This window comes from Dokdonella immobilis (assembly GCF_900115085.1).
GTDB lineage: Bacteria > Pseudomonadota > Gammaproteobacteria > Xanthomonadales > Rhodanobacteraceae > Dokdonella > Dokdonella immobilis.
This window is the reverse complement of the sequence record NZ_FOVF01000006.1, coordinates 193,004-212,758: the sequence shown is the minus strand read 5'-3', so window position 1 is coordinate 212,758 and position 19,755 is coordinate 193,004. Positions and strand designations below refer to the sequence as shown.

The 19,755-nt window shown below is 66.2% G+C and carries 12 protein-coding genes; 9 read left to right on the top strand and 3 right to left on the bottom strand.

The features are described from left to right. Positions 1 to 155: 155 nt before the first annotated feature. Positions 156 to 1,790 (top strand): FG-GAP-like repeat-containing protein, encoded by a 1,635-nt coding sequence (locus BM125_RS07080; protein WP_092406331.1) that lies wholly within the window; start codon positions 156 to 158, stop codon positions 1,788 to 1,790. Positions 1,791 to 2,127: 337 nt separating this feature from the next. Continuing rightward, positions 2,128 to 2,517: a VOC family protein gene (locus BM125_RS07075; RefSeq protein WP_092406385.1), complete on the top strand. Its 390-nt coding sequence runs from the start codon at positions 2,128 to 2,130 to the stop codon at positions 2,515 to 2,517. Positions 2,518 to 2,679: 162 nt separating this feature from the next. On the opposite strand, the gene BM125_RS07070 is transcribed toward BM125_RS07075, so the two are convergent. From BM125_RS07070 to BM125_RS07060, 3 genes are all read right to left on the bottom strand, one after another. Further along, positions 2,680 to 5,181 carry a serine/threonine-protein kinase gene (locus tag BM125_RS07070; protein WP_092406329.1) on the bottom strand — a complete coding sequence of 834 codons (2,502 nt, stop codon included), beginning with the start codon at positions 5,179 to 5,181 and terminating at the stop codon, positions 2,680 to 2,682. Further along, positions 5,178 to 5,768 (bottom strand): ECF-type sigma factor, encoded by a 591-nt coding sequence (locus tag BM125_RS07065; RefSeq protein WP_175497946.1) that lies wholly within the window; start codon positions 5,766 to 5,768, stop codon positions 5,178 to 5,180. Before BM125_RS07065 ends, BM125_RS07070 begins: the two co-directional genes overlap by 4 nt. A gap of 109 nt (positions 5,769 to 5,877) precedes the next feature. Continuing rightward, on the bottom strand, positions 5,878 to 7,152 hold the full coding sequence (locus BM125_RS07060) for a right-handed parallel beta-helix repeat-containing protein (RefSeq protein WP_092406325.1): 1,275 nt from the start codon (positions 7,150 to 7,152) through the stop codon (positions 5,878 to 5,880). A 158-nt stretch (positions 7,153 to 7,310) separates the two neighbouring features. Between BM125_RS07060 and BM125_RS07055 the strand changes: the two genes are divergently transcribed. From BM125_RS07055 to BM125_RS07025, 7 genes are all read left to right on the top strand, one after another. Continuing rightward, on the top strand, positions 7,311 to 8,525 hold the full coding sequence (locus tag BM125_RS07055; RefSeq protein WP_092406383.1) for an MFS transporter: 1,215 nt from the start codon (positions 7,311 to 7,313) through the stop codon (positions 8,523 to 8,525). Between the two features lie 86 nt (positions 8,526 to 8,611). Continuing rightward, positions 8,612 to 9,454, top strand: coding sequence for a formate dehydrogenase accessory sulfurtransferase FdhD (fdhD, locus tag BM125_RS07050; RefSeq protein WP_092406323.1), 843 nt, complete (start codon positions 8,612 to 8,614; stop codon positions 9,452 to 9,454). A gap of 4 nt (positions 9,455 to 9,458) precedes the next feature. Next, positions 9,459 to 9,674: a formate dehydrogenase subunit delta gene (locus BM125_RS07045; RefSeq protein ID WP_092406321.1), complete on the top strand. Its 216-nt coding sequence runs from the start codon at positions 9,459 to 9,461 to the stop codon at positions 9,672 to 9,674. Between the two features lie 95 nt (positions 9,675 to 9,769). Continuing rightward, entirely contained in the window at positions 9,770 to 10,651 is an 882-nt protein-coding gene (locus tag BM125_RS07040) for a hypothetical protein (RefSeq protein ID WP_139224891.1), read from the top strand. 173 nt (positions 10,652 to 10,824) lie between these two features. After that, a complete protein-coding gene (locus BM125_RS07035; protein ID WP_092406381.1) occupies positions 10,825 to 12,015 on the top strand; it encodes an efflux RND transporter periplasmic adaptor subunit in 1,191 nt (396 codons plus the stop codon). A 92-nt stretch (positions 12,016 to 12,107) separates the two neighbouring features. After that, positions 12,108 to 15,338, top strand: a complete 3,231-nt coding sequence (locus tag BM125_RS07030) for an efflux RND transporter permease subunit (RefSeq protein ID WP_092406317.1) — start codon at positions 12,108 to 12,110, stop codon at positions 15,336 to 15,338. A gap of 1,198 nt (positions 15,339 to 16,536) precedes the next feature. After that, on the top strand, positions 16,537 to 19,665 hold the full coding sequence (locus BM125_RS07025) for an efflux RND transporter permease subunit (RefSeq protein ID WP_092406315.1): 3,129 nt from the start codon (positions 16,537 to 16,539) through the stop codon (positions 19,663 to 19,665). Positions 19,666 to 19,755 lie beyond the last annotated feature (90 nt).

The window sequence follows — 19,755 nt, the reverse complement described above, 5'->3', positions numbered from 1 at the left end:
GTGGCGGCCTGAACCGTTTCGAAACCTGCCGACCCATTTGGCCGAAAAAAGAACGAAGCCTAAACCGGGTGACGGGAGGGGGCTGTTTCGTTAATTGCGGCTCATGAAGTGCCAATCAGTATCGGGAGCACTCAACGAGGGCGAGGTAGAAGTGCATGAACACGCAGACGGAAATCAGTCGCAAATCGGTACCCCGGTCTTCTCACGTTCGCCGGCGCGCGCTCGTGATCCTTGCATCGATGCTGCTCGCCGGCGGCGCCGCCGGCCAACAGGCGTTCGCGCAATCCTATCCATCGGTATTGGCATTGGGCAGCCTGGATGGAAGCAACGGGTTGCGCCTCGACGGCGGCAAGCCCGGGGATTTTGCCGGCTTCTCGGTCAGTTCCGCGGGTGACGTCAATCACGATGGCATCGAGGATCTGATCATCGGCGCGCCCGGCTATAGCGAAGATGCAGGTAGCACCTACGTGGTGTTTGGCCGAGATACCGGGTTCACTTCACCCATCAGACTCGACGACCTCGTGGATTCCGGTTTTGCGCGCGGATTCCGCATCGACGGCAATGCCCATTCCTATCTGGGCTATTCCGTCGCCGCGGGCGGCGACCTGAACGGCGACGGAGTCGATGACCTGCTCGCCAGTGCCACCAACGAACGGGCGGCCGGCTCCGCCAGCGCCGGCAGCACCTATGTGATCTACGGAAAGCAGTGCGCCCGCGCCGCATGTTCGTTCCCGACCAGCGCGAGCCTCGTTGCCGACAGCACGGGACTTCGCATCGACGGCGCCACGGCGAACGACAACTCCGGAATCGAAGTCGACGGTGCCGGTGACATCAATGGTGATGGCGTGGGGGACCTCATCATTGGCGCGAATTTTTCGCAACCGGGTGGAATCTTCAATGCGGGAAGCAGCTTCGTCGTCTACGGACGTCCCGATCTTGCGAAGAGCGGACCGAATTCCCTGGGCGAACTGGGTTCCGCAAAGCTCGGTGGCTATAGAATCGACGGCTACGCGGAGCGCGCGGAGGCTGGCTACTCGGTGAGCCGCGCGGGCGACGTGAACGGCGACGGAATCGACGACGTCATTGTCGGCGCCTGGACCGAAAACGGCGGGCAGGGCGCGGCGTATGTCGTCTTTGGTAGACGTGACAGCGATCGGTGGCCGCCCGTTTCGCTGGCAATGCTCGATGGCGTGAATGGTTTCCGGCTCGCCGGCAGTCCCACCGAACGTGCGGGAAGCTCGGTCAGTGGCGCGGGCGATGTGAACGGCGACGGATACGACGACATCATCGTCGGCGCGATGTTCGCAAGTCCGAACGGGCAATACACCGCGGGCACCAGCTACGTCGTCTTCGGGCACGGCGGCAATTTCGAGCCGTCGCTCGTGCTCGCCAACCTCGATGGAACCAATGGCTTCAGGATCGACGGAGTCCATGCGGGTGATTCGACCGGGGCGCGCGTCAACGCCGCCGGAGACGTGAACGGTGACGGCTTCGCGGATGTGGTCATCGGCGCCGAATACGCCAACTACGGTGCCGAGGGCAGCGGATCGAGCTACGTCGTATTCGGCCACGGAGGAAAATTCCTACCGGCGTTTTCGCTTGGCGCCCTCGATGGCCGCAACGGATTCCGCATCGACGGTGAGGCCCAGGAGGATTATTCCGGCAACTCGGTCGCCAGCGCCGACATCAACCACGATGGTCTCGACGACCTTGTCATCGGCGCCCAGCAGGCCGATCCCGAAGGCAATGCGGATGCCGGCAGCGTGTATGTGATCTTCGGTCGGCGCTGAGAGGGACAGGGGCCAGACCGCCGCAGCGGGTGAGGGCACTCAGCTGTATTCCAATTTGCGCCGCCGTTCCTGGCTCGCGGATCGATGATCAGGCGACGACCGGCGCCGGGATCGGTCGGGCTGCTGCGCTTCAGGACCACCGCCAGCCTGCGGTGATGCACCAGCGGGAGTCGGTGCGAAGCGTACTTGTTCCGGAGGAGGATCGAGTCCGGATTCCCTGCGAGCATGATCCGCGGATGCTATCTGCGTGCCGGCTCGCGATAGGCTTGGACGCGACGATGCAGCCATTCGCGGCATGACCGGTAGCTGTCCGCCCGTCAAGCAGGAGGATTTTTCCATGAAGCGCACCTGGACCATCATAGGCGTGGCCGACGTGGCCCGCAGTTGCCGTTGGTATCAGTCGCTGTTCGGCCAGCCCGAGTCGGCGCCTGCCCACGACTATTTCGGACAGGTTCTCGACAGTGATGGCACGGTCTTGCTGTGCCTGCACGCGTGGGGCGCGCACGACCACCCGACGCTGTCCAGTCCGGAGCGCGCGGAGCCGGGCAATGGTCTGCTGCTGTTTTTCCGCGTCGACGATTTCGAACAGGCGCTGTCGCGCGCCAGGGTGCTGGTCGACCGGCTCGCGGAGGAACCGAACACGAACCCGGCCACCGGAACGCTGGAGTTCGCCTTGCGCGACCCGGATGGGTACTACGTCATGGTCAGTGCGCTTGACCCGTTCTGAGCCGGTGCATGAACCGAGCTGCGATCGATCGAATCCTGCGCAGCGGTCGACCAGGATGCATACGGACACTCGAATCCAGCCACGGAGGGAAGCTCGACGGGCGCTCCGGTTTGCGCCTGGAGCGCGAGCCGCCGCAGTCCGCGCAACAGGGCCTTTGATGGTTCAGCGCCGCTTCGCATTCGCCGAGGGCGACGCGGTGTCCGCGCCACCGCGGGCTTCATCGAGCGATTCTCGATAGCGGTCCGGCACCGGCGCGGCCTGGGCGAGCAGGATCGGTCCGATCTGCTCGAGCTGGGCCAGGGCGCGATCGCGCCGATCGAGATGTAGCCAGGCGCGGGCCTGGATGCGCCGCGCTTCGGCGATGCGCCAGTCGTCCTGTTCGAAGTGCTTGCCGAGGATGCCGATCGCTTCGCCAATCAGCGATTCGGCTTCGGCTGGACGATCGAGTTCGACCAGGGTCTCGGCGTAGCCCATCTGGTTCTCGGCGATGCGCTTGTGGTCGGCTGGCAGCTTCTCGCGCATCACCGCGAGCGCGGCCGAGAAGCCCTGTTCGGCCTCCGCGAGTTTGCCGCGTTCGGCGAGCACATAGGCCAGCCGTGTGCGATCGATGGCGACGTCGGGATGGGCGGCGCCGAGAACCTCGGTCTCGGCGGCCAGGACGCGGCGGAAATGCGTTTCGGCATCCGCGAACTTGCCGCGTCGCTCTTCGAGGCGGGCCAGGTTGTAGAGCAGGGCGGTGACCTCGGGATGGATGTCGCCGAGCCGCGGCGAGAGTACGGAAATCGCTTCTGAGAGTCCGCTCTCGGCCTCGTCGAATCGACCATCGGTCAGGTCGATCGCGGCGCGATTGCCCTGGGCGACGGCGATGCGCACGGGATCCGGAGTGGGCCAGGCGCGATAGGTCGCGATGGCCTGGTCGAGGGATGCGCGGGCGGCGCCAAGATCCTGGTCGTGCATGAGCAGGCCGACCCCGAGCACATTGAGGGCCAGCGCGCGCGCATGCAGGTCGCCGCCGGCCAGCTCGCCGGCCTCTCGTGCGAGCGCGATGCTTTCCTCGAGGTGGCTGTCGTCGCGTTCGATCGCGGCCAGCTCGCTGAGGCTGCGCGACAGGTCGACGCGGGCTTCGGGCCATTGCCGGCGCAATGCGACCGCCTGGCCGACCAGGTCACGGGCGCGGGCGTGGTCGCCGAGGCCGTGCCAGGCCGTGCCGATCGTGTGCAGCATTTCGGCGCGCACGCGCGGCTGCTCGGCGAAGCCATCGGCAATGCGGGCGCTGCCTTTTTCGAGGACGGCACCGACGCTGAGCTTTTCGCCGAGAGCTCGCGAAGGATCCGCCTCGCTGAACAGATCGAGCAGGAAATCGCGCACGGCGGACGCCTGCGCGGCGGCATCGCGGGCATGATCGCGCTGTTCGGCGACGAGCCGGTTCTGGTGGACCAGCAACGCCGTGTAGATGACGCCCATCAGCACGGCGGCGGCGATCGAGGCGGCGGCCAGACGATGCCGCGCGGTCCACTTGCGCAAGCGGTAGCCCAACGCGTCGCCGCGCGCGGAGACCGGGCGACCCGCGAGCCACGCCGCGATATCGGCGTCGAAGCGTTCCACCGAGGAATAGCGCGAGGCCGGATCCTTGCGCAGGGCGAACAGGATGATGCGATCGAGGTCGCCGCGCAGTTCGCGCGCCTGGACATCGGCGGCCGCACCGGGGTTCTCCGCGAGGCGACGGGCCAGGGCCGCGCTCGGCAAGGGTGCCTCCCGTTCGCGCAGGGCCTGCTCGTGCAGGAACGGGTCGTCCTCGAATTCGACGAATGGACGACAGCCGACGAGCAGCTCGTAGAGCAGCAGGCCGAGCAGGAAGACGTCGGTGACCGTGGTCGCCGATTCGCCACGCAGTTGTTCGGGGCTGGCGTGGTGCGGGGTCAGCAGGCGGCTGCGGGTGCTGTCGCCGTCGCTTTCGGCAATCGGTTTGGCGATGCCGAAATCGAGCAGCTTGACTTGTCCGTCGAGGCTGACCAGGACGTTTGACGGCTTGATGTCGCGGTGCACGATCAGGTGCCGATGGGCATGCGCGACGGCGCCGCAGACTTCGCGGAACAGCGCCAGACGCGCCCGCAGCGGCAGCAGGTGGGCCGTGCAATACGCGTCGATCGGCAGGCCTTCGATCGGCTCCATGGCCAGCCACGGACGCCCGTCCTCGGCAATGCCACCGTCGAAGTAGCGCGCGATGCGCGAATCGGTGAGTCGCGCCAGGATGCTGCGCTCGCGCTGGAAGCGTGCATGCATGTCGCTCGAGCCGAGACCGCGGGCCATCAGTTTCAGTGCGGCGCGCTGGGTCACGCCGTGGTTGTCGCGCTCGGCCAGGTAGACCTCGGCCATGCCGCCGGCACCGATGCGCCGGAGCAGTCGCCAACCGGCGATCGTTCCGGCAGCACCGGGCAGGGCATCGAGGGCGTCGATCACCGCGTTCGACTCGCCGACCCGCTCCAGCGGTCCGGCCTTTTCCGCGTAGGCGACCAGCCGGCGCAGGTCGTTGGCGAGGTCCGGGCGACCCTGAAAGCGTTCCTCGATCCATTCCTCACGCGCGCCGGCGTCGATATCGAGCAACTCACGCAAGGCTTCGTCGAGTTCGCGCCAGTGCTCGGGATCGGGCAGATGCCGGCTCATGGCGCCGTCCCGGCTTCCTCGTCGAGAGCGAGCGCCTGGCCGATCCAGGCCCGCGCGCGCAACCACTCGAGCTGGATGCTGCGCGGCGTGAGTTCGAGCAGATCGGCGATCTGTCGCGTATCGAGCCCGCCAAAGACGCGGTACTCGATGATGCGTACGAGCCTCGGATCGCGCTCGGCCAGCGTGGTCAGCGCCTCGTCGAGGGCGACGATGGTCTCCGGGCGCTCGGCGGCTTGCGCCTCGACCCCGGTCAGCGACATGGCGACCTGTTGCCCGCCGCGCTTCTCGGCCTGGTGCCGACGCGCATGGTCGACGACGATCTGGCGCATGGCCCGTGCGCACAGGGCGAACAGGTGCGAGCGATCGTTGAGGGCAAGGTCGGTGTGACCGGCAAGCTTGAGATAGGCCTCGTTGACCAGGGCTGTGGTCGACAGGGTTGCGCCACCGCTCGCACGCAACAACGCACGATGCGCAATCTGCTTGAGTTCGGCATAGACCAGCGGAAACACGCGGGCCAGCAAGCCGTCGTCGTCATCGCCGCAGGCTGCGATGAGCTGGGTCACGCTCGGGTTGCCCGATTGCTGCATGCGCGCATGCCCCATGCCAGGAAGGCCATGGGACCAAGGCTGGCGCGGGCGGTGGCTATTTGCAACCGCGCCGCGCCAAAACCGTGGGCAGGTGCACGGCATTCGCTGTTCAGAGGCGGTCGAACGGGTCGTGGAAGATCACATCGGAGTCGAGTTCGACCGAACCGACATCGCAGCGGGCATTGCCATTGCCGTCGAAATCCACCGGGCGGTCGAGGAATTGCTGATCGTCGGCCTCGCAGCCGATGCTGCCGATGACCGGGTGGCCCTGGTCGATCAGGGGGCTGTTGGTCAGCGGCCAGCTGACATGGGTAAAGCCGCCGTGGCGGGCGAGCGGTGTCAGCCGCGGATTCGTGTTCGGATAGTTCGACGTTCCCGAGGCGAGGCCGCAGGTGTTGTCGGAGTCGAGATTGTAGCGATCGAGGCTGAGCGTGCCCGGTGCGCCGGTGAACACGCAATCGGTCGCGCCGTTGCGTGCGATCACGCTGACGCGCAGGAACAGCGACGGATCGACTCCCGCAAGGCGCAGGCCGACGCCGGTATTGCCGACGATGGTCGAATTGCGCACGGTCAGGTTGCCCTCGTCCTCGCTCCACAGGCCGACGCCGATGTTCTCGGCGATCGTCGAGTTCGAAACGACCATGTTCGGCACGCCAACGTTGGGCGGGCGGTTGGAAACGGCAATGGCATTGTTTCCGCCGACACCGGAGTTGGCGAAGATGCTCGAGTATTCGATCGTGATCGAACCGCGATTGTGGATCGCGCTGCCGATGCTGTCGGCGAAATCGTTTTCCGATTCGTTGTCGAAGAATTCCGAAGAGCTGATGGTCGTGCTGTCGCCATCGTTGTAGACGGCACCGCCGAAGTTGGCGCGATTTCCGTAGAAGCGCATGAAGGAGATCTGCACGATGCCCGAGGCGAAATTGAGAGCAACGCCGCCACCGCTCTGATCACCCGCCACGGTGGCGTCGCCGCCCGTGATGTCGAAGCCGAACAGGGTCAGGTTGGCGTCGTTGAGCACTTCAAAGGCGCGTTCGCGACCATTCACGTCGACGACCGGACGCGCACCCGAGGCGAGGAACAGGATCGTAACGTCGTCGGTGATGTCGAGGTCGCCATTGCCCGCATTGTCGTCCTGGCCGGCGCGGGTCAGCGTGTAGACCTGGCCGGCCGTGAGGAAGATCGTGTCGGAGCCCGCGTGCGCATTGGCTTCCTGGACCGCGGCGCGCAGCGTGCAGACGCCGGGCAGTCCGAGGATCGCATGGCAGACATTGTCGCCGAGGTTGTCGTCGCCGACGTCGGCCTGGCTATTGACCGTGAACGAGGTCGCGAGGGCGGGCGAAGCGAGCAGCAGGCTGAGCAGCAGCGGGATCAGGGGGCGCATGGTCGGACTCCTTGTGGGTTGCGTCTGGTCCCTAGAACGCAGTCCGGCGGGCGAAACGAAATGGCGATCGCAAGATTCCGGCCGTGACGTTTTCGCCCGGACTGCCTACGATCACGGCATTGCCGACCGTCCGGGCCGGCCACGAGGAGAATCGGCAGATGGCAACATCGGGTTCCGGCCGGCCACGCATCCCGGGCAGCGTCTGGGCGCTTGGCTTCGTCAGCCTGTTCACCGACGTCGGCTCGGAGATGGTGCACAGCCTGTTGCCGGTGCTGCTGGCCGGTGGCCTCGGCGCCAGCGCACTGACCATCGGCCTGATCGAGGGGGCGGCCGAAAGCCTGGTCCTGATCACCAAGGTGTTTTCGGGTTACATCAGCGATGCCTTCGGCAAGCGCAAGCCGCTGGTGCTGTTCGGCTACGGCCTTGCCGCGGCGGTCAAGCCGCTGTTTCCGCTGGCCGGATCGATCGGCACGATCGTCACCGCGCGACTGCTCGATCGCTTCGGCAAGGGCGTGCGCGGTGCGCCACGCGATGCCCTGATCGCCGATGTCACTCCCGAAGCCGTGCGCGGTGCCGCGTTCGGCCTGCGCCAGTCGATGGATACGGTCGGTGCCGTGGTCGGACCTTTGCTCGCGGTCGGCCTGATGGCCCTGCTGCTCGGCGACATCCACGCCGTGCTCTGGTTCGCGGTGCTGCCTGGCCTTGTTGCCGTCGCCCTGATCGTCCTTTTCGTGCGCGAACCGTCGACCCCGCACCGCGCGGCGCGTTTGCCGATCACGCGCGCCGGCCTGGCCAGCCTCGGCGCGCCGTTCTGGAAGGTCGTGGTCGTGGGCGGGTTGCTCTCGCTGGCCCGCTTCAGCGAGGCCTTCCTGATCCTGCGCGGTGCCCAGCTCGGTTTGTCCAATACCCTGGTGCCGCTGATCTTCGTGACCATGAGCGTGGTCTACACCGTATCGGCGTGGCCGGTCGGCGTGCTTTCCGACCGCTGGTCGCGTCGCGGCCTGTTCGGCACCGGTCTTCTGGTGCTGGTCGCAGCGGATGCCGCATTGGCGATGGCTGGCGGACCGCTCGGCGCCTTTCTCGGCGCCGCGCTTTGGGGCCTGCACATGGGTATGACCCAGGGGCTGCTTTCCGCCCTGATCGCCGATACCGTGCCGTCGAGCTGGCGCGGCACCGGATTTGGGGTCTTCAGTCTCGTTTCGGGCATCGCCCTGCTCGTCGCCAGCATTGCCGCCGGCGCGCTCTGGGATGCCTATGGTTCGAGCATGACGTTTCTGGCCGGAGGCGTGTTTGCCCTGCTCACCCTGGCCGCCTTGCTGATCCTCGGGGTCGGCCGGCGCCCGCCGCTGTCATCGATTCAATCGGCGCAGTGAACGCGTACGCAGCTACGCGGTGCTGGCCGCGGCCCGCCGCGTGGGCTAGTGTTCGGGCTGGTCTCCTTGCCCTGGCGGCATACGGCATGGCGCTGAAGGTGCAATCCGCGAAACCGGTCGCAAGCGCGGCGCCGAGCGTGCAGCGCCGGGTCGGGCGCTTCGCCAACGGTCGGCTCGAACAGGTCGAGGACTGGATCGCCAGCGAAGTGCCGGTCGCGCTGCACTACAACGGTCGCCCGTACGCGGTGATGCTGGCGACGCCGGCCGACCTCGACGATTTCGCGCTCGGATTCAGCCTCAGCGAGGCGATCATCGGCGTCGCCGACGAACTGGAATCGGTCGAAACCCGCGTGCGCCTCGAAGGCATCGAACTGGACTTGCGTATTCCGACGCAGCGCGCCGAGGCCGTCGCGACACGCCAGCGCAACCTGGTCGGCGGCAGCAGTTGCGGCCTGTGCGGAACGCGGCAGCTCGAGGACGTCGTGCGTCACCCCCCATCGGTCGGGCCAGGTCCCCGGATCGATGTGGAAGCGCTGCATGACGCGCTCTCCGCCCTGCATGCGGCGCAACCGCTGAACAGCCAGACCGGGGCGACCCACGCGGCGGCGTGGGCGAATCGCGCCGGCGAACTGCTGTGCGTGCGCGAGGATGTCGGTCGGCACAACGCGCTGGACAAGCTGATCGGTGCGCTGGCCTGCGCGCACGCCGACCCTGGCCAGGGCTTCCTCGTCCTGACCAGCCGGGCCAGCTACGAGATGGTGCAGAAGGCGGCGACGCTCGGCATGGCGCTGGTCGCGGCGATCTCGGCACCGACCGCGCTGGCCATCCATCTGGCCGAATCGACCGGAGTCACCCTGGTCGGATTCGCCCGGGATGCCACGCATGTCGTCTACACTCATGCGCATCGGCTCGTCATGCCGAGGGAATGATCCAATGGATGCGCAGCGCCTGGTCGCCATGGCCAACGACATCGCCCGCTATTTCGCGTCCGAACCCGATCGCGACGCCGGGATCGCCGGCGTCGCCAATCATCTCGAGAAGTTCTGGGATCCGCGCATGCGACGACAGTTGCGCGCCTATCTCGAAGCGGGTGGCGAAGGCCTCGGCGATCTCGCCCGCGCCGGCGTCGAGCGCTTGAAGGACGCCTGAGCGATGGCGGTCGGCTCGGCCTGTGGCGGGCCGCGCAGAACCGGTCAATGATGCGGATTGCCGCGCCGGGGACGTCGGGGCATCGGAGAGATCGCATGAAGCGAGGTACGAAACGCAGAGCGGATGCCCAGGCCTCCTCCGCAGCCATGCGCAAGGACGCCAGGGACTATCTGCGCCGGTTCCCGCCGCAATCTGCGTTCAGCACGGTCCTGAACATCGCGATGGTGCTGGTCGGTAACGCACTGGTGTTCTGGTTGTTGTGGAACGATGGATTGCGGGCCGCGCATCTGGTCGCCCTGGTCATGCTCGAGACTGTGCTGCTGTTGGCGATCAGTTGGCTCCTGCAGCGCGCGGTCCCGCGCAAGGACTGGCTCGAGCAGCCCAAACCCTGGCGCGAGAAGCTGCCGATCGTCCTGTTCGTGCTGTTCTGGCTGGCCGGTGCCTACGGCATCACCCTGGCCATGATCAACGGCTATCCCGATTTCATCGCGCTGCTCAAATCGCCGCGAAGCTGGATCGAGACCCGGCTCTACATTCCGCTGCTCTACACGCTCGGCCTGGCCCTGGTGCATGCCGTGGCCGACCTGCGCCACTACCGTCGCCTCGGCGGGCCGTTCGTTTCCGAAGTTGGCCACGACGCCATGGCCCGTTACCTGACCCTGATCCTCGGCGGCATTCCATTCGCCATGCCGTTCTTTGCCGCGGCCATCGGCGGCTTCAAGGGCATCGAGTATGTCGCCGGCAAGGCCCGCGTCGACCCGGCCCGGTCGACGCTCGCCGGCGCGGCCATGCTGGTGGTCTTCAGCGCCAGCTTCTGGCTGGTCGAAGGGCTGGTGGATTCGGGCGTGCACGGCTGGGCCATCGGTTTCGTGTTCGCCAAGCTGATCGCCGAGGTGCTGATCGTCTGCATTCCGCTGGTCATGGTCCAGATCGTCCGTGAAGGGACGCCGGGGCAGGCGCCGGCGAGCGTGTCGTGACGCCATTTGCAGACCCGAATGGGTCGATCTTCGCAATTTGTTCATGATTGGGCGGGAATCTTCTTGGCATGCTGCGACTCCCAGTCGCGCAGCGCGCCGGCCTGCGCGACGGCTATGATCGACCCTCGGCGAGCCGTCGCCTGCCGAACAAACCCCGGAAGAAGGATGTGCGGATGTCGCGTGGGAAGCTGATTGCCATCGTCGTGGTTGCCGGTCTGGCCATCTTTGTCGGCTGGCGTCTGTTCGGTCAGGGAGCGGCGGACGAGGGCCGGCGCGGTGGCGAAGGCGAGGATTCGCCGATCCCGGTGACCGCGGTCGCGGCGAGGACCGAGGATGTTCCGCTGTACCTGACTGCGCTCGGTACGGTCCAGGCACTGAACACGGTAACGATCAGCGCCCAGGTCAGCGGCCAGCTGCAGGCGGTCCATTTCGCCGAAGGCCAGGAAGTGAAGAAGGGCGACCTGATTGCCGAGATCGATCCGCGCAGCTACCAGGCCGCGCTCGACCAGGCCCTGGCCAAGAAGAAGCAGGATGAGGCGCAACTGGCGGCCTCGCGCAGCACGCTCAAGCGCTACGAGGACCTGATCGACAAGAACTTCGTCTCGGCCCAGGACCTGGAAAACCAGCGCCAGACCGTGCGCCAGCAGGAAGCCCTGATCGCCGGCGACATCGCCGCGATCGAAAATGCCCGCACCCAACTGAGTTTCACGAAGATCACGGCGCCGATCGACGGCCTCGCCGGCATCCGCCAGGTCGATGTCGGCAACCTGCTGCAGGCCAACGGCAGCTCGATCGTGACCCTGACCCAGACCCGCCCGCTCAACGTCATCTTCAACCTGCCGCAGCAGGACATGGCCAAGGTGCGCGAAGCCGATGCGACGCCGCTCAGGGTCACCGCACTGTCGCGCAACGACTCGACGCCGATCGCCGAGGGCGAACTCAAGGTCATCGACAACTCGATCGACACGAGCACCGCGACCTTCAAGCTCAAGGCCGAATTCCCGAATGCCGACCACAAGCTGTGGCCGGGCGAATTCGTCAACGTGCGCCTGGCCGTGCGCACGGTCGAGGACGGCATCGTGGTACCGGCGACCGGCGTGCAGCAGGGACCGGACGGCGAATACGCCTGGGTCGTGTTGGGCGATTCGACGGTGAAGATGCAGACCGTGGTCACCGCCGGCACGGTCGATGGGGGTGGCGTGCTCGTCGCCAGTGGCCTGGCTGCGGGCGACCGCGTCGTCACCGAAGGCCAGTTCCGGCTCAAGTCCGGGATCAAGGTGGCGGCAATGGCGCCTGGCGAGGTTGCCGCGCCGACGCCGGTCCCCGAAGGCGAACGCAAGCGCGGCCGCAGCGGGCGAGGGTGAGCGGTGATCAGGCTTCGCGCCCGGTCGTGAAGAGGATGCCGCGCAGGAATTTGCCGTTCGCAGCGGCCATCGCACACAGGAACGCCTGAATCGTGGGATTTTCGACGATCTTCATCCGCCGCCCGATCGCCACCTCGCTGCTGATGGCCGGCGTGCTGCTGCTCGGCATCCTCGGCTATCGGCTGCTGCCGGTGTCGGCGCTGCCCGACATCGACGCGCCGTCGATCCAGGTCACGACCCAGTATCCGGGGGCCAGCCCGAGCACGATGGCCTCGCTCGTGACGACTCCGCTGGAACGCCAGTTCGGCCAGATTTCCGGCCTGCGCATGATGACCTCGGATTCTTCGGCCGGACTGTCGACGATCCTGCTCACCTTCAACATGGATCGCGACATCGATGCCGCCGCGCAGGACGTGCAGTCGGCGATCAACGCCGGGCGCGGCACGCTGCCGAACAACCTGCCGTATCCACCGGTCTACAACAAGGTCAATCCGGCCGATGCGCCGATCCTGACCCTGGTCATGAGCTCCGACGCGCTGCCGTTGCGCGAGGTCAACAACTTCGCCGATTCGATCCTGTCGCAGAAACTTTCGCAGGTCGCTGGCGTCGGTCTCGTCAGCATCGCCGGCAATGTGCGCCCGGCCGTACGCATCCAGGTCGATCCGGCCGCCATCGCCAACCAGGGCCTGACCCTCGAAGACGTCCGTTCGGCGCTGACCCAGGCCAACGTCAACGGACCCAAGGGCACGGTCGATGCCGCTTCGCAATCGTTCACGATCGGCGCCAACGACCAGCTCAGCGATGCCGAGGGCTACCGCAACACGATCATCAGCTACAAGGGCGGCGCGCCGGTGCGGCTCGGCGATGTGGCCAGGGTCGTCGACGGGGTCGAGAACGACCAGCTCGCGGCCTGGGCCAACGGCAAGCCGGCGGTCCTGCTCGACGTGCGCCGCCAGCCCGGCGCGAACATCGTGCAGACCGTCGACAGCATCAAGAAGCTGCTGCCCGAACTGCGCGACCTGCTGCCGGCCAATGTCCATCTCGATGTGTTTGCCGACCGCACAGTGACGATCCGTGCCTCGGTCGAGGATGTCGAATTCACCTTGATGCTGACCATCGGTCTCGTCATCGCGGTGATCTTCGTGTTCCTGCGCCGGCTCTGGGCGACCATCATTCCGAGCGTAGCCGTTCCATTGTCGATCATGGGCACGTTCGCCCTGATGTCGTTCGCCGCGTTCTCGCTCGACAACCTGTCGCTGATGGCGCTGACCGTGGCCACCGGGTTCGTCGTCGACGATGCGATCGTGATGATCGAGAACATCGTGCGCTACATCGAGAAGGGACGCGAACCGAAGGACGCCGCCGAAACCGGCGCCAAGGAAATCGGCTTCACCGTGCTGTCGCTGACGGTTTCGCTGGTCGCGGTGTTCCTGCCGTTGCTGCTGATGCCTGGCGTGACCGGGCGCCTGTTCAAGGAGTTCGCGATCGTCCTGTCGATCGCGGTCGGCATCTCGATGATCGTCTCGCTGACCCTGACCCCGATGATGTGCGCCTACCTGTTGCGTCGCGAAAACGTGCCGCATGAGGACGCCGAGAGTACCGGCAAGGCGGCGGGTCGGCGCGACTGGTGGGATCGCCTGGTCGGTGCCTATGCGCGCAGCCTCGACTGGGTGTTCGGCCACCAGCGGCTGACCATGCTCGTGCTGACCGCGTCGGTCGCCCTGACCGTGCTGCTGTTCGTCAGCATGCCCAAGGGCCTGCTGCCCGAGCAGGACACCGGCATGATCACCGGCGTCGTCCAGGCCGACGAGACGATCGCCTTCGAGGCGATGCTCGAACGCACGCGCCGGGTCGCCGAGGCCCTGCGCGCCGATCCGGCGGTGAGCGGCGTCGCCGCCTTCGTCGGTGCCGGCTCGATCAACCCAACGCTCAACCAGGGCCAGCTCAGCATCGTGCTCAAGCCGCGCTCGCAACGCGAGGGCCTGGCCGAACTGCTGCCGCGGCTGCAACGCACGGTCGAGCGCATTCCCGGCGTCGCCCTGTTCCTCAAGCCGGTCCAGGACATCGCCCTCGACAACCGCGTCGCCCCGACCGAATACCAGTACGCGCTGACCGAGGTCAACGAGGAGGAGCTCGGACGCTTCGCCGAGCGCATGACCGCGGCCCTGCAGGCGCGCCCGGAACTGGCCGACGTCGACAACAATCTGGCCGCCGCCGGCCTGCAGTTGAACCTGACCATCGATCGCGACCAGGCCAGCCGGCTCGGCGTGCCGATCCAGACCATCGACGACACCCTCTATTCGGCCTTCGGCCAGCGCCAGATCTCGACCATCTTCACCCAGCTCAACCAGTATCGCGTGGTCCTCGAAGTCGATCCGAAATTCCGCACCAGCGCCGACCTTCTCAATCGGCTCAGCGTGCGCGGCAGCGGCAACGGCGTGCTGACCGGGAGCAACGCGACCACCTTCGGCCAGGCCACATCGAGCAATTCGGCGACGCCGAGTGGAATCGGTTCGCAGGGCAACACCGGCATCGCCATCGGCGCCGGCGGCACGATCCCGATGGCGTCGCTGGTCGATGCGAAGGTGATCAATGCGCCACTCGTGATCAGCCACCAGAACCAGCTGCCGGCGGTGACGATTTCATTCAACGTCGCCAATGGCTACTCGCTGTCCGACGCGGTCGAGGCGATCAGGGAGGTCGAAAGCACGATCGGCATGCCGGCGCAGATCCGCGGCAGCTTCATCGGCAAGGCCGCGGAATTTTCCTCATCGATGCTCGACGAGGTGCTGCTGATCCTGGCATCGCTCGTGGTCATCTACATCGTCCTCGGCGTGCTCTACGAGAGCTACATCCATCCGATCACGATCATCTCGACCTTGCCTCCGGCCGGCGTCGGCGCCTTGCTCGCCCTGACCCTGTGCGGATTCAGCCTGTCGATCGACGGCATCGTCGGCATCATCCTGCTGATCGGCATCGTCAAGAAGAACGCGATCATGATGATCGACTTCGCCATCGATGCACGCCGCGAGGGCATGGGCGCGCACGCTGCGATCCGTCGCGCGGCACTGCTGCGCTTCCGGCCGATCCTGATGACCACGTTCGCGGCCATGTTCGGTGCCTTGCCGCTCGCGTTGGGCACGGGCATCGGTTCGGAATTGCGCCAGCCGCTCGGCGTGTCGATCGTTGGTGGCCTGCTGCTGTCGCAGCTGATTACCCTGTACACGACGCCGGTGTTGTACCTGCACATGGAGCGTTTTTCGGACTGGCTTGCGGGCCAGCGCGGGCGGCGGGGGTTGGTGGCTGATCGGGGGATGGCGTGAACTTGGGCGGTCGCGATCGTCAGCGCCCGAGTGGCTTTGCTGGTCGAGTTGGTTGCGCTGTTCGACTTCGCTTGGCGGCGCATTCTTGGGGCAGAAGCAGAGCCATCACTCGCCACGGGCGAGCGAGTCAATCGGATTCCACTGTAGGAGCGCCTTCAGGCGCGATGCTTTTCCGCACCGTTCTACATCGCTTCGCGGCGCATTCTTGGGTTTGGAGCGGAGCTTTCACTCGCCTTCGGCGAGCGACCTACTTTCTCTTGCGTGGCCAAGAGAAAGTAGGCACTGCGCTGCAGGAGCAGCGCGAACGGCGTAGCCGGCCCGAAGGGCGAAGGGCAGGAGCCCGGAGTCAAGAGAAGGCCACCCCAAAGCGGTGGTCTGCGGGCATCCTGCCCTGCGACTGCGCGGCCGGACTACGGGGGTTCGCTGACAGCACCTCCGTGTGCTGGCAGCGAACTGGGCGCATTCCATTGCGCCCACCCTGCGGGCCTTTCCTTCGCCCGGCCGCCACCGCTTACGGGGCCCGGGTAGCGCGCATCCTTCGCGCCAGAGCGAAAAGCAACAGCAACAGCCAAAGCCAAAGCCAAAGGCAAAGCCAAAGCCAAAGGCAAAGCCCCTCATCCGCCTGCGGCACCTTCTCCCGCACGGCGGGAGAAGGAAGTTCAAGAGCAGAGACGAAGCAGCATCCGCAGGCTTGCGGAACGCTGCTTCGTCTTGGCTGCGCAGGAGGCGCAGTGACGGGGGCCCCTATGCAGTGGCGCAGTGGCGGAGAGAAGGCCCGCAGGGTGGCTCGCAGGGATGCGAGCCAGTTGGCTGCCAGTCCAGGGATGGACTGTCAGCCAACCCCGGAGCCGCTGCGCGAAGTCGCAGGGCAGGATGCCCGGAGACCACTGCATCGGGGTGGCCTTCTCTTTGGTTACTTTCTCTTGGCCACGCAAGAGAAAGTGACTCGCTCGCCGAAGGCGAGTGAAAGCATTGCTTTTGGCCCAGGAATGCGCCGCGGAGCGATGCAAGACAGCACGAACAATACAAGTCGCTGGATCCCTGCCTGCGCAGAGACGACGGGCTTCTGCGGGCTGGGAAATTCACTTACTGCGCGATTGCAAGAATTTCCGAATGGACGTTCTTTCCGCAATCGGCGCGCCCGAGACTTCGATAGCGAGCGACAAGCCAGGCGCGCCCTCCGCGCAGGAACCCCGAGATGAACCTCTCCGCCCCCTTCATCCGTCGCCCGATCGGCACCCTGCTGCTGGCCATGGGGGTGTTCGTCAGTGGCGTGATCGCGTATTTCCAGCTCGGTGTGGCGGCGCTGCCGAACGTCGAGTTTCCGGTCATCTTTGTCGTCGCCAACCAGCCCGGTGCGGATGCCGAGAACATGGCCTCGACCGTGGCCGCGCCGCTCGAGCGGCACATGGGCCAGATCTCGGGCGTGGATTCGATGGGCTCGCACAGCAAGGAGGGGCGCTCGTCGGTGATCCTGTTCTTCGATTTCGACAAGAACATCGACGGTGCGGCGCGCGACGTGCAGGCGGCGATCAATGCGTCGATCCCCGACCTGCCGAGCGGCCTGACCACGGCGCCGATCTATCGCAAGGCGAACCCGAACAATGACCCGGTCCTGCTGCTGTCGTTGACTTCGAAGTCGCGCACCGCGGCTGAGCTCTACAACATGGCCGATTCGCTGCTGTCGCAGCGCGTACGCCAGCTCCCCGGCGTGGCCGATGTGACTCTGGCCGGCGGAGCCACCCCCGCCGTGCGCGTCGACGTGAACCTCGGCCTGCTGAACTCGATGGGCATCTCGGCCGATCAGGTGCGCAATGCGATTGCCGCGGCCAACGTGACCTCGCCGCAGGGCTTCCTCAGCGATGGCCAGCGCACGATGACGATCGCGGCGAACGGGGCACTGACCGAGGCCAGCCAGTTCGCCGACCTGATCGTCGCCGTGCGCAATGGCGTGCCGGTGCGCCTGCGCGATATCGCGACGATCGGCGATGGCCAGGAGAGCAAGGACCAGGCGGCCTGGTTCAATGGCCAGCGCGCGATCCTGATGGCGATCACCAAGCAGTCGACGGCGAACGTGATCGACACGGTCGACAGCGTTTACGCGCAGTTGCCGCTGATGCGCAGCTGGTTGCCCGAGGGCGTCGAGCTGACCCCGTTCAATGACCGCACGGCGACCATCCGGGCCTCGATCCACGAGGTCCAGATCACGATGCTGATCAGCATGTGCCTGGTCATCCTGACCATGCTGCTGTTCCTGCGCCGGATCGCGCCGACCGTGATCGCCGGCCTGTCCGTGCCATTGTCGCTGTCGAGCGCGTTCATCGTCATGTATGCGTTCGACTTCACCCTCGACAACCTGACCCTGATGGCCCTGGTCATCTCGATCGGCTTCGTCGTCGACGATGCGATCGTCGTCATCGAGAACGTCGTGCGCCACCTCGACATGGGCAAGTCGCGCCTGCAGGCGGCGCTCGATGGCGCGCGCGAGATCGGCTTCACGATCGTCTCGATCACCGCCTCGCTGGTCGCCGTGTTCCTGCCGCTGCTGTTCATGGGCGGTTTCATGGGCATGATGCTGCACTCGTTCGCGGTGACCATCGCGGCGGCGATCGCGATGTCGGCGATCGTCTCGCTGACCCTGACCGCGTCCTTGTGCGGCAGTTACCTGCAGGCGCACAAGGAGGAAAAGCCCTCGCCGCTGGTGCAGCGCATCGACCGCATGCATGCAGGCATGCTGCGTGCCTACGCGCGGGCGCTGGACTGGTCGCTCAGGCATCCGCGCACGATGAGCCTGCAGCCGCTGGTCCTGGTCATCCTCACGATCTGGCTGACCACGTTTCTCAAGTTCGGGTTCGTGCCCGAGCAGGACACCGGCATGATCCAGGGCACCACGGTCGCCAGCGCGTCGATTTCCTACGACGCCATGGTCGACCTGCAGCGCAAGGTGGCCGACGTGATCGCGGCCGATCCCGCGGTCGACAGCCTCGGTTCCTCGCTCGGCGGCGGCGGCTTCCGCTCGGGCAGCAATCGCGGCAGCCTGTACATCAACCTGAAGCCGCTCGGCGAAGGTCGCGATGTGTCGACTTCGAAGGTCATGCAACGGCTCGCCGACATGACCGACAACATGCCAGGCATCCAACTGCGCCTGCGCCCGGTGCAGGACATCGGTGGCGGCGGTCCGCGTGGCGGCGACTCCGAATTCACCTACTCGCTCAAGGGCAGCAACTACGGCGACCTGGTGGTCTGGGGGCCGCGCCTGGCGGCCGAGCTGCGCAAGCTGCCGCAGTTTACCAACGTCGGCACCGAGCTTGACGATGGCGGCGTCGAACAGAACCTCGTCATCGATCGCGATACGGCGGCCCGCCTTGGCGTATCGATCGGGGCCATCGACAGCACCTTGTACAACGCCTTCGGCGAGCGCCAGATCTCGACCATCTATTCGGACCTGAACCAGTACAAGGTCGTGCTCAATGCGGTCACCGGTGCGACGCCCGGGCTCGACACGCTGAACGCGCTGCATGTGCGCGCGAGCAATGGCGCCATGGTGCCGCTCAGCGCGGTGACCCGGGTCGAACCGGGCACCGCGTCGCTGGCGATCCAGCACGACTTCCAGTTCCCGGTGTTCGACATCAGCTTCAACCTCGCCCCGGACGTCAGCATGGGCGAGGTCAAGCCGCTGATCGACCAGGTCGTGCGCAACATGCGCATGCCCGGCGACATCAAGGCCGAGGGTTCGGGCAATTTCCGCCGCTTCCAGCAGCAGCAGTCGGGGCAGGGCCTGCTGATCCTGTTCGCGATCATCGCCGTGTACCTGGTGCTCGGCATTCTCTACGAGAGCCTGATCCATCCGGTGACGATCCTCTCGACCCTGCCGGCGGCCGGCGTCGGTGCCTTGCTCGCGATGCTGGTGACCAATACCGAGCTGTCCGTCGTTTCGATCATCGCCATCGTGTTGCTGATCGGCATCGTCAAGAAGAACGCGATCATGATGATCGACTTCGCCCTCGGTGCCGAACGCGAAGGCGGCAAGACGCCGATCGAGGCGATCCGCGAGGCCTGCCTCGTCCGCTTCCGGCCGATCATGATGACCTCGATGGTCGCCATCCTCGGCGCCTTTCCGCTGGCGATCGGATTCGGGGTCGGTTCGGAGATGCGCCAGCCTCTCGGTATCGCGATGATCGGCGGACTGCTCGTTTCGCAGAGCCTGACCCTGTTCTCGACGCCGGCGCTGTATCTGGTGTTTGCGCGTATCGCGCAGCGACGCCGGGAGCGCAGGATCGCGCGGCGCTCGCTGGGCTCGCCGCTGGCGCCGACCGCGGTGGGGTGATTGGCCACGGCGATGGCGCGATCGCGCCAGTCGTCTGAGACGGAATCCGCGGCGGTTCGGAAGATTCCATCCAGCAGGAAATCCGGGCAT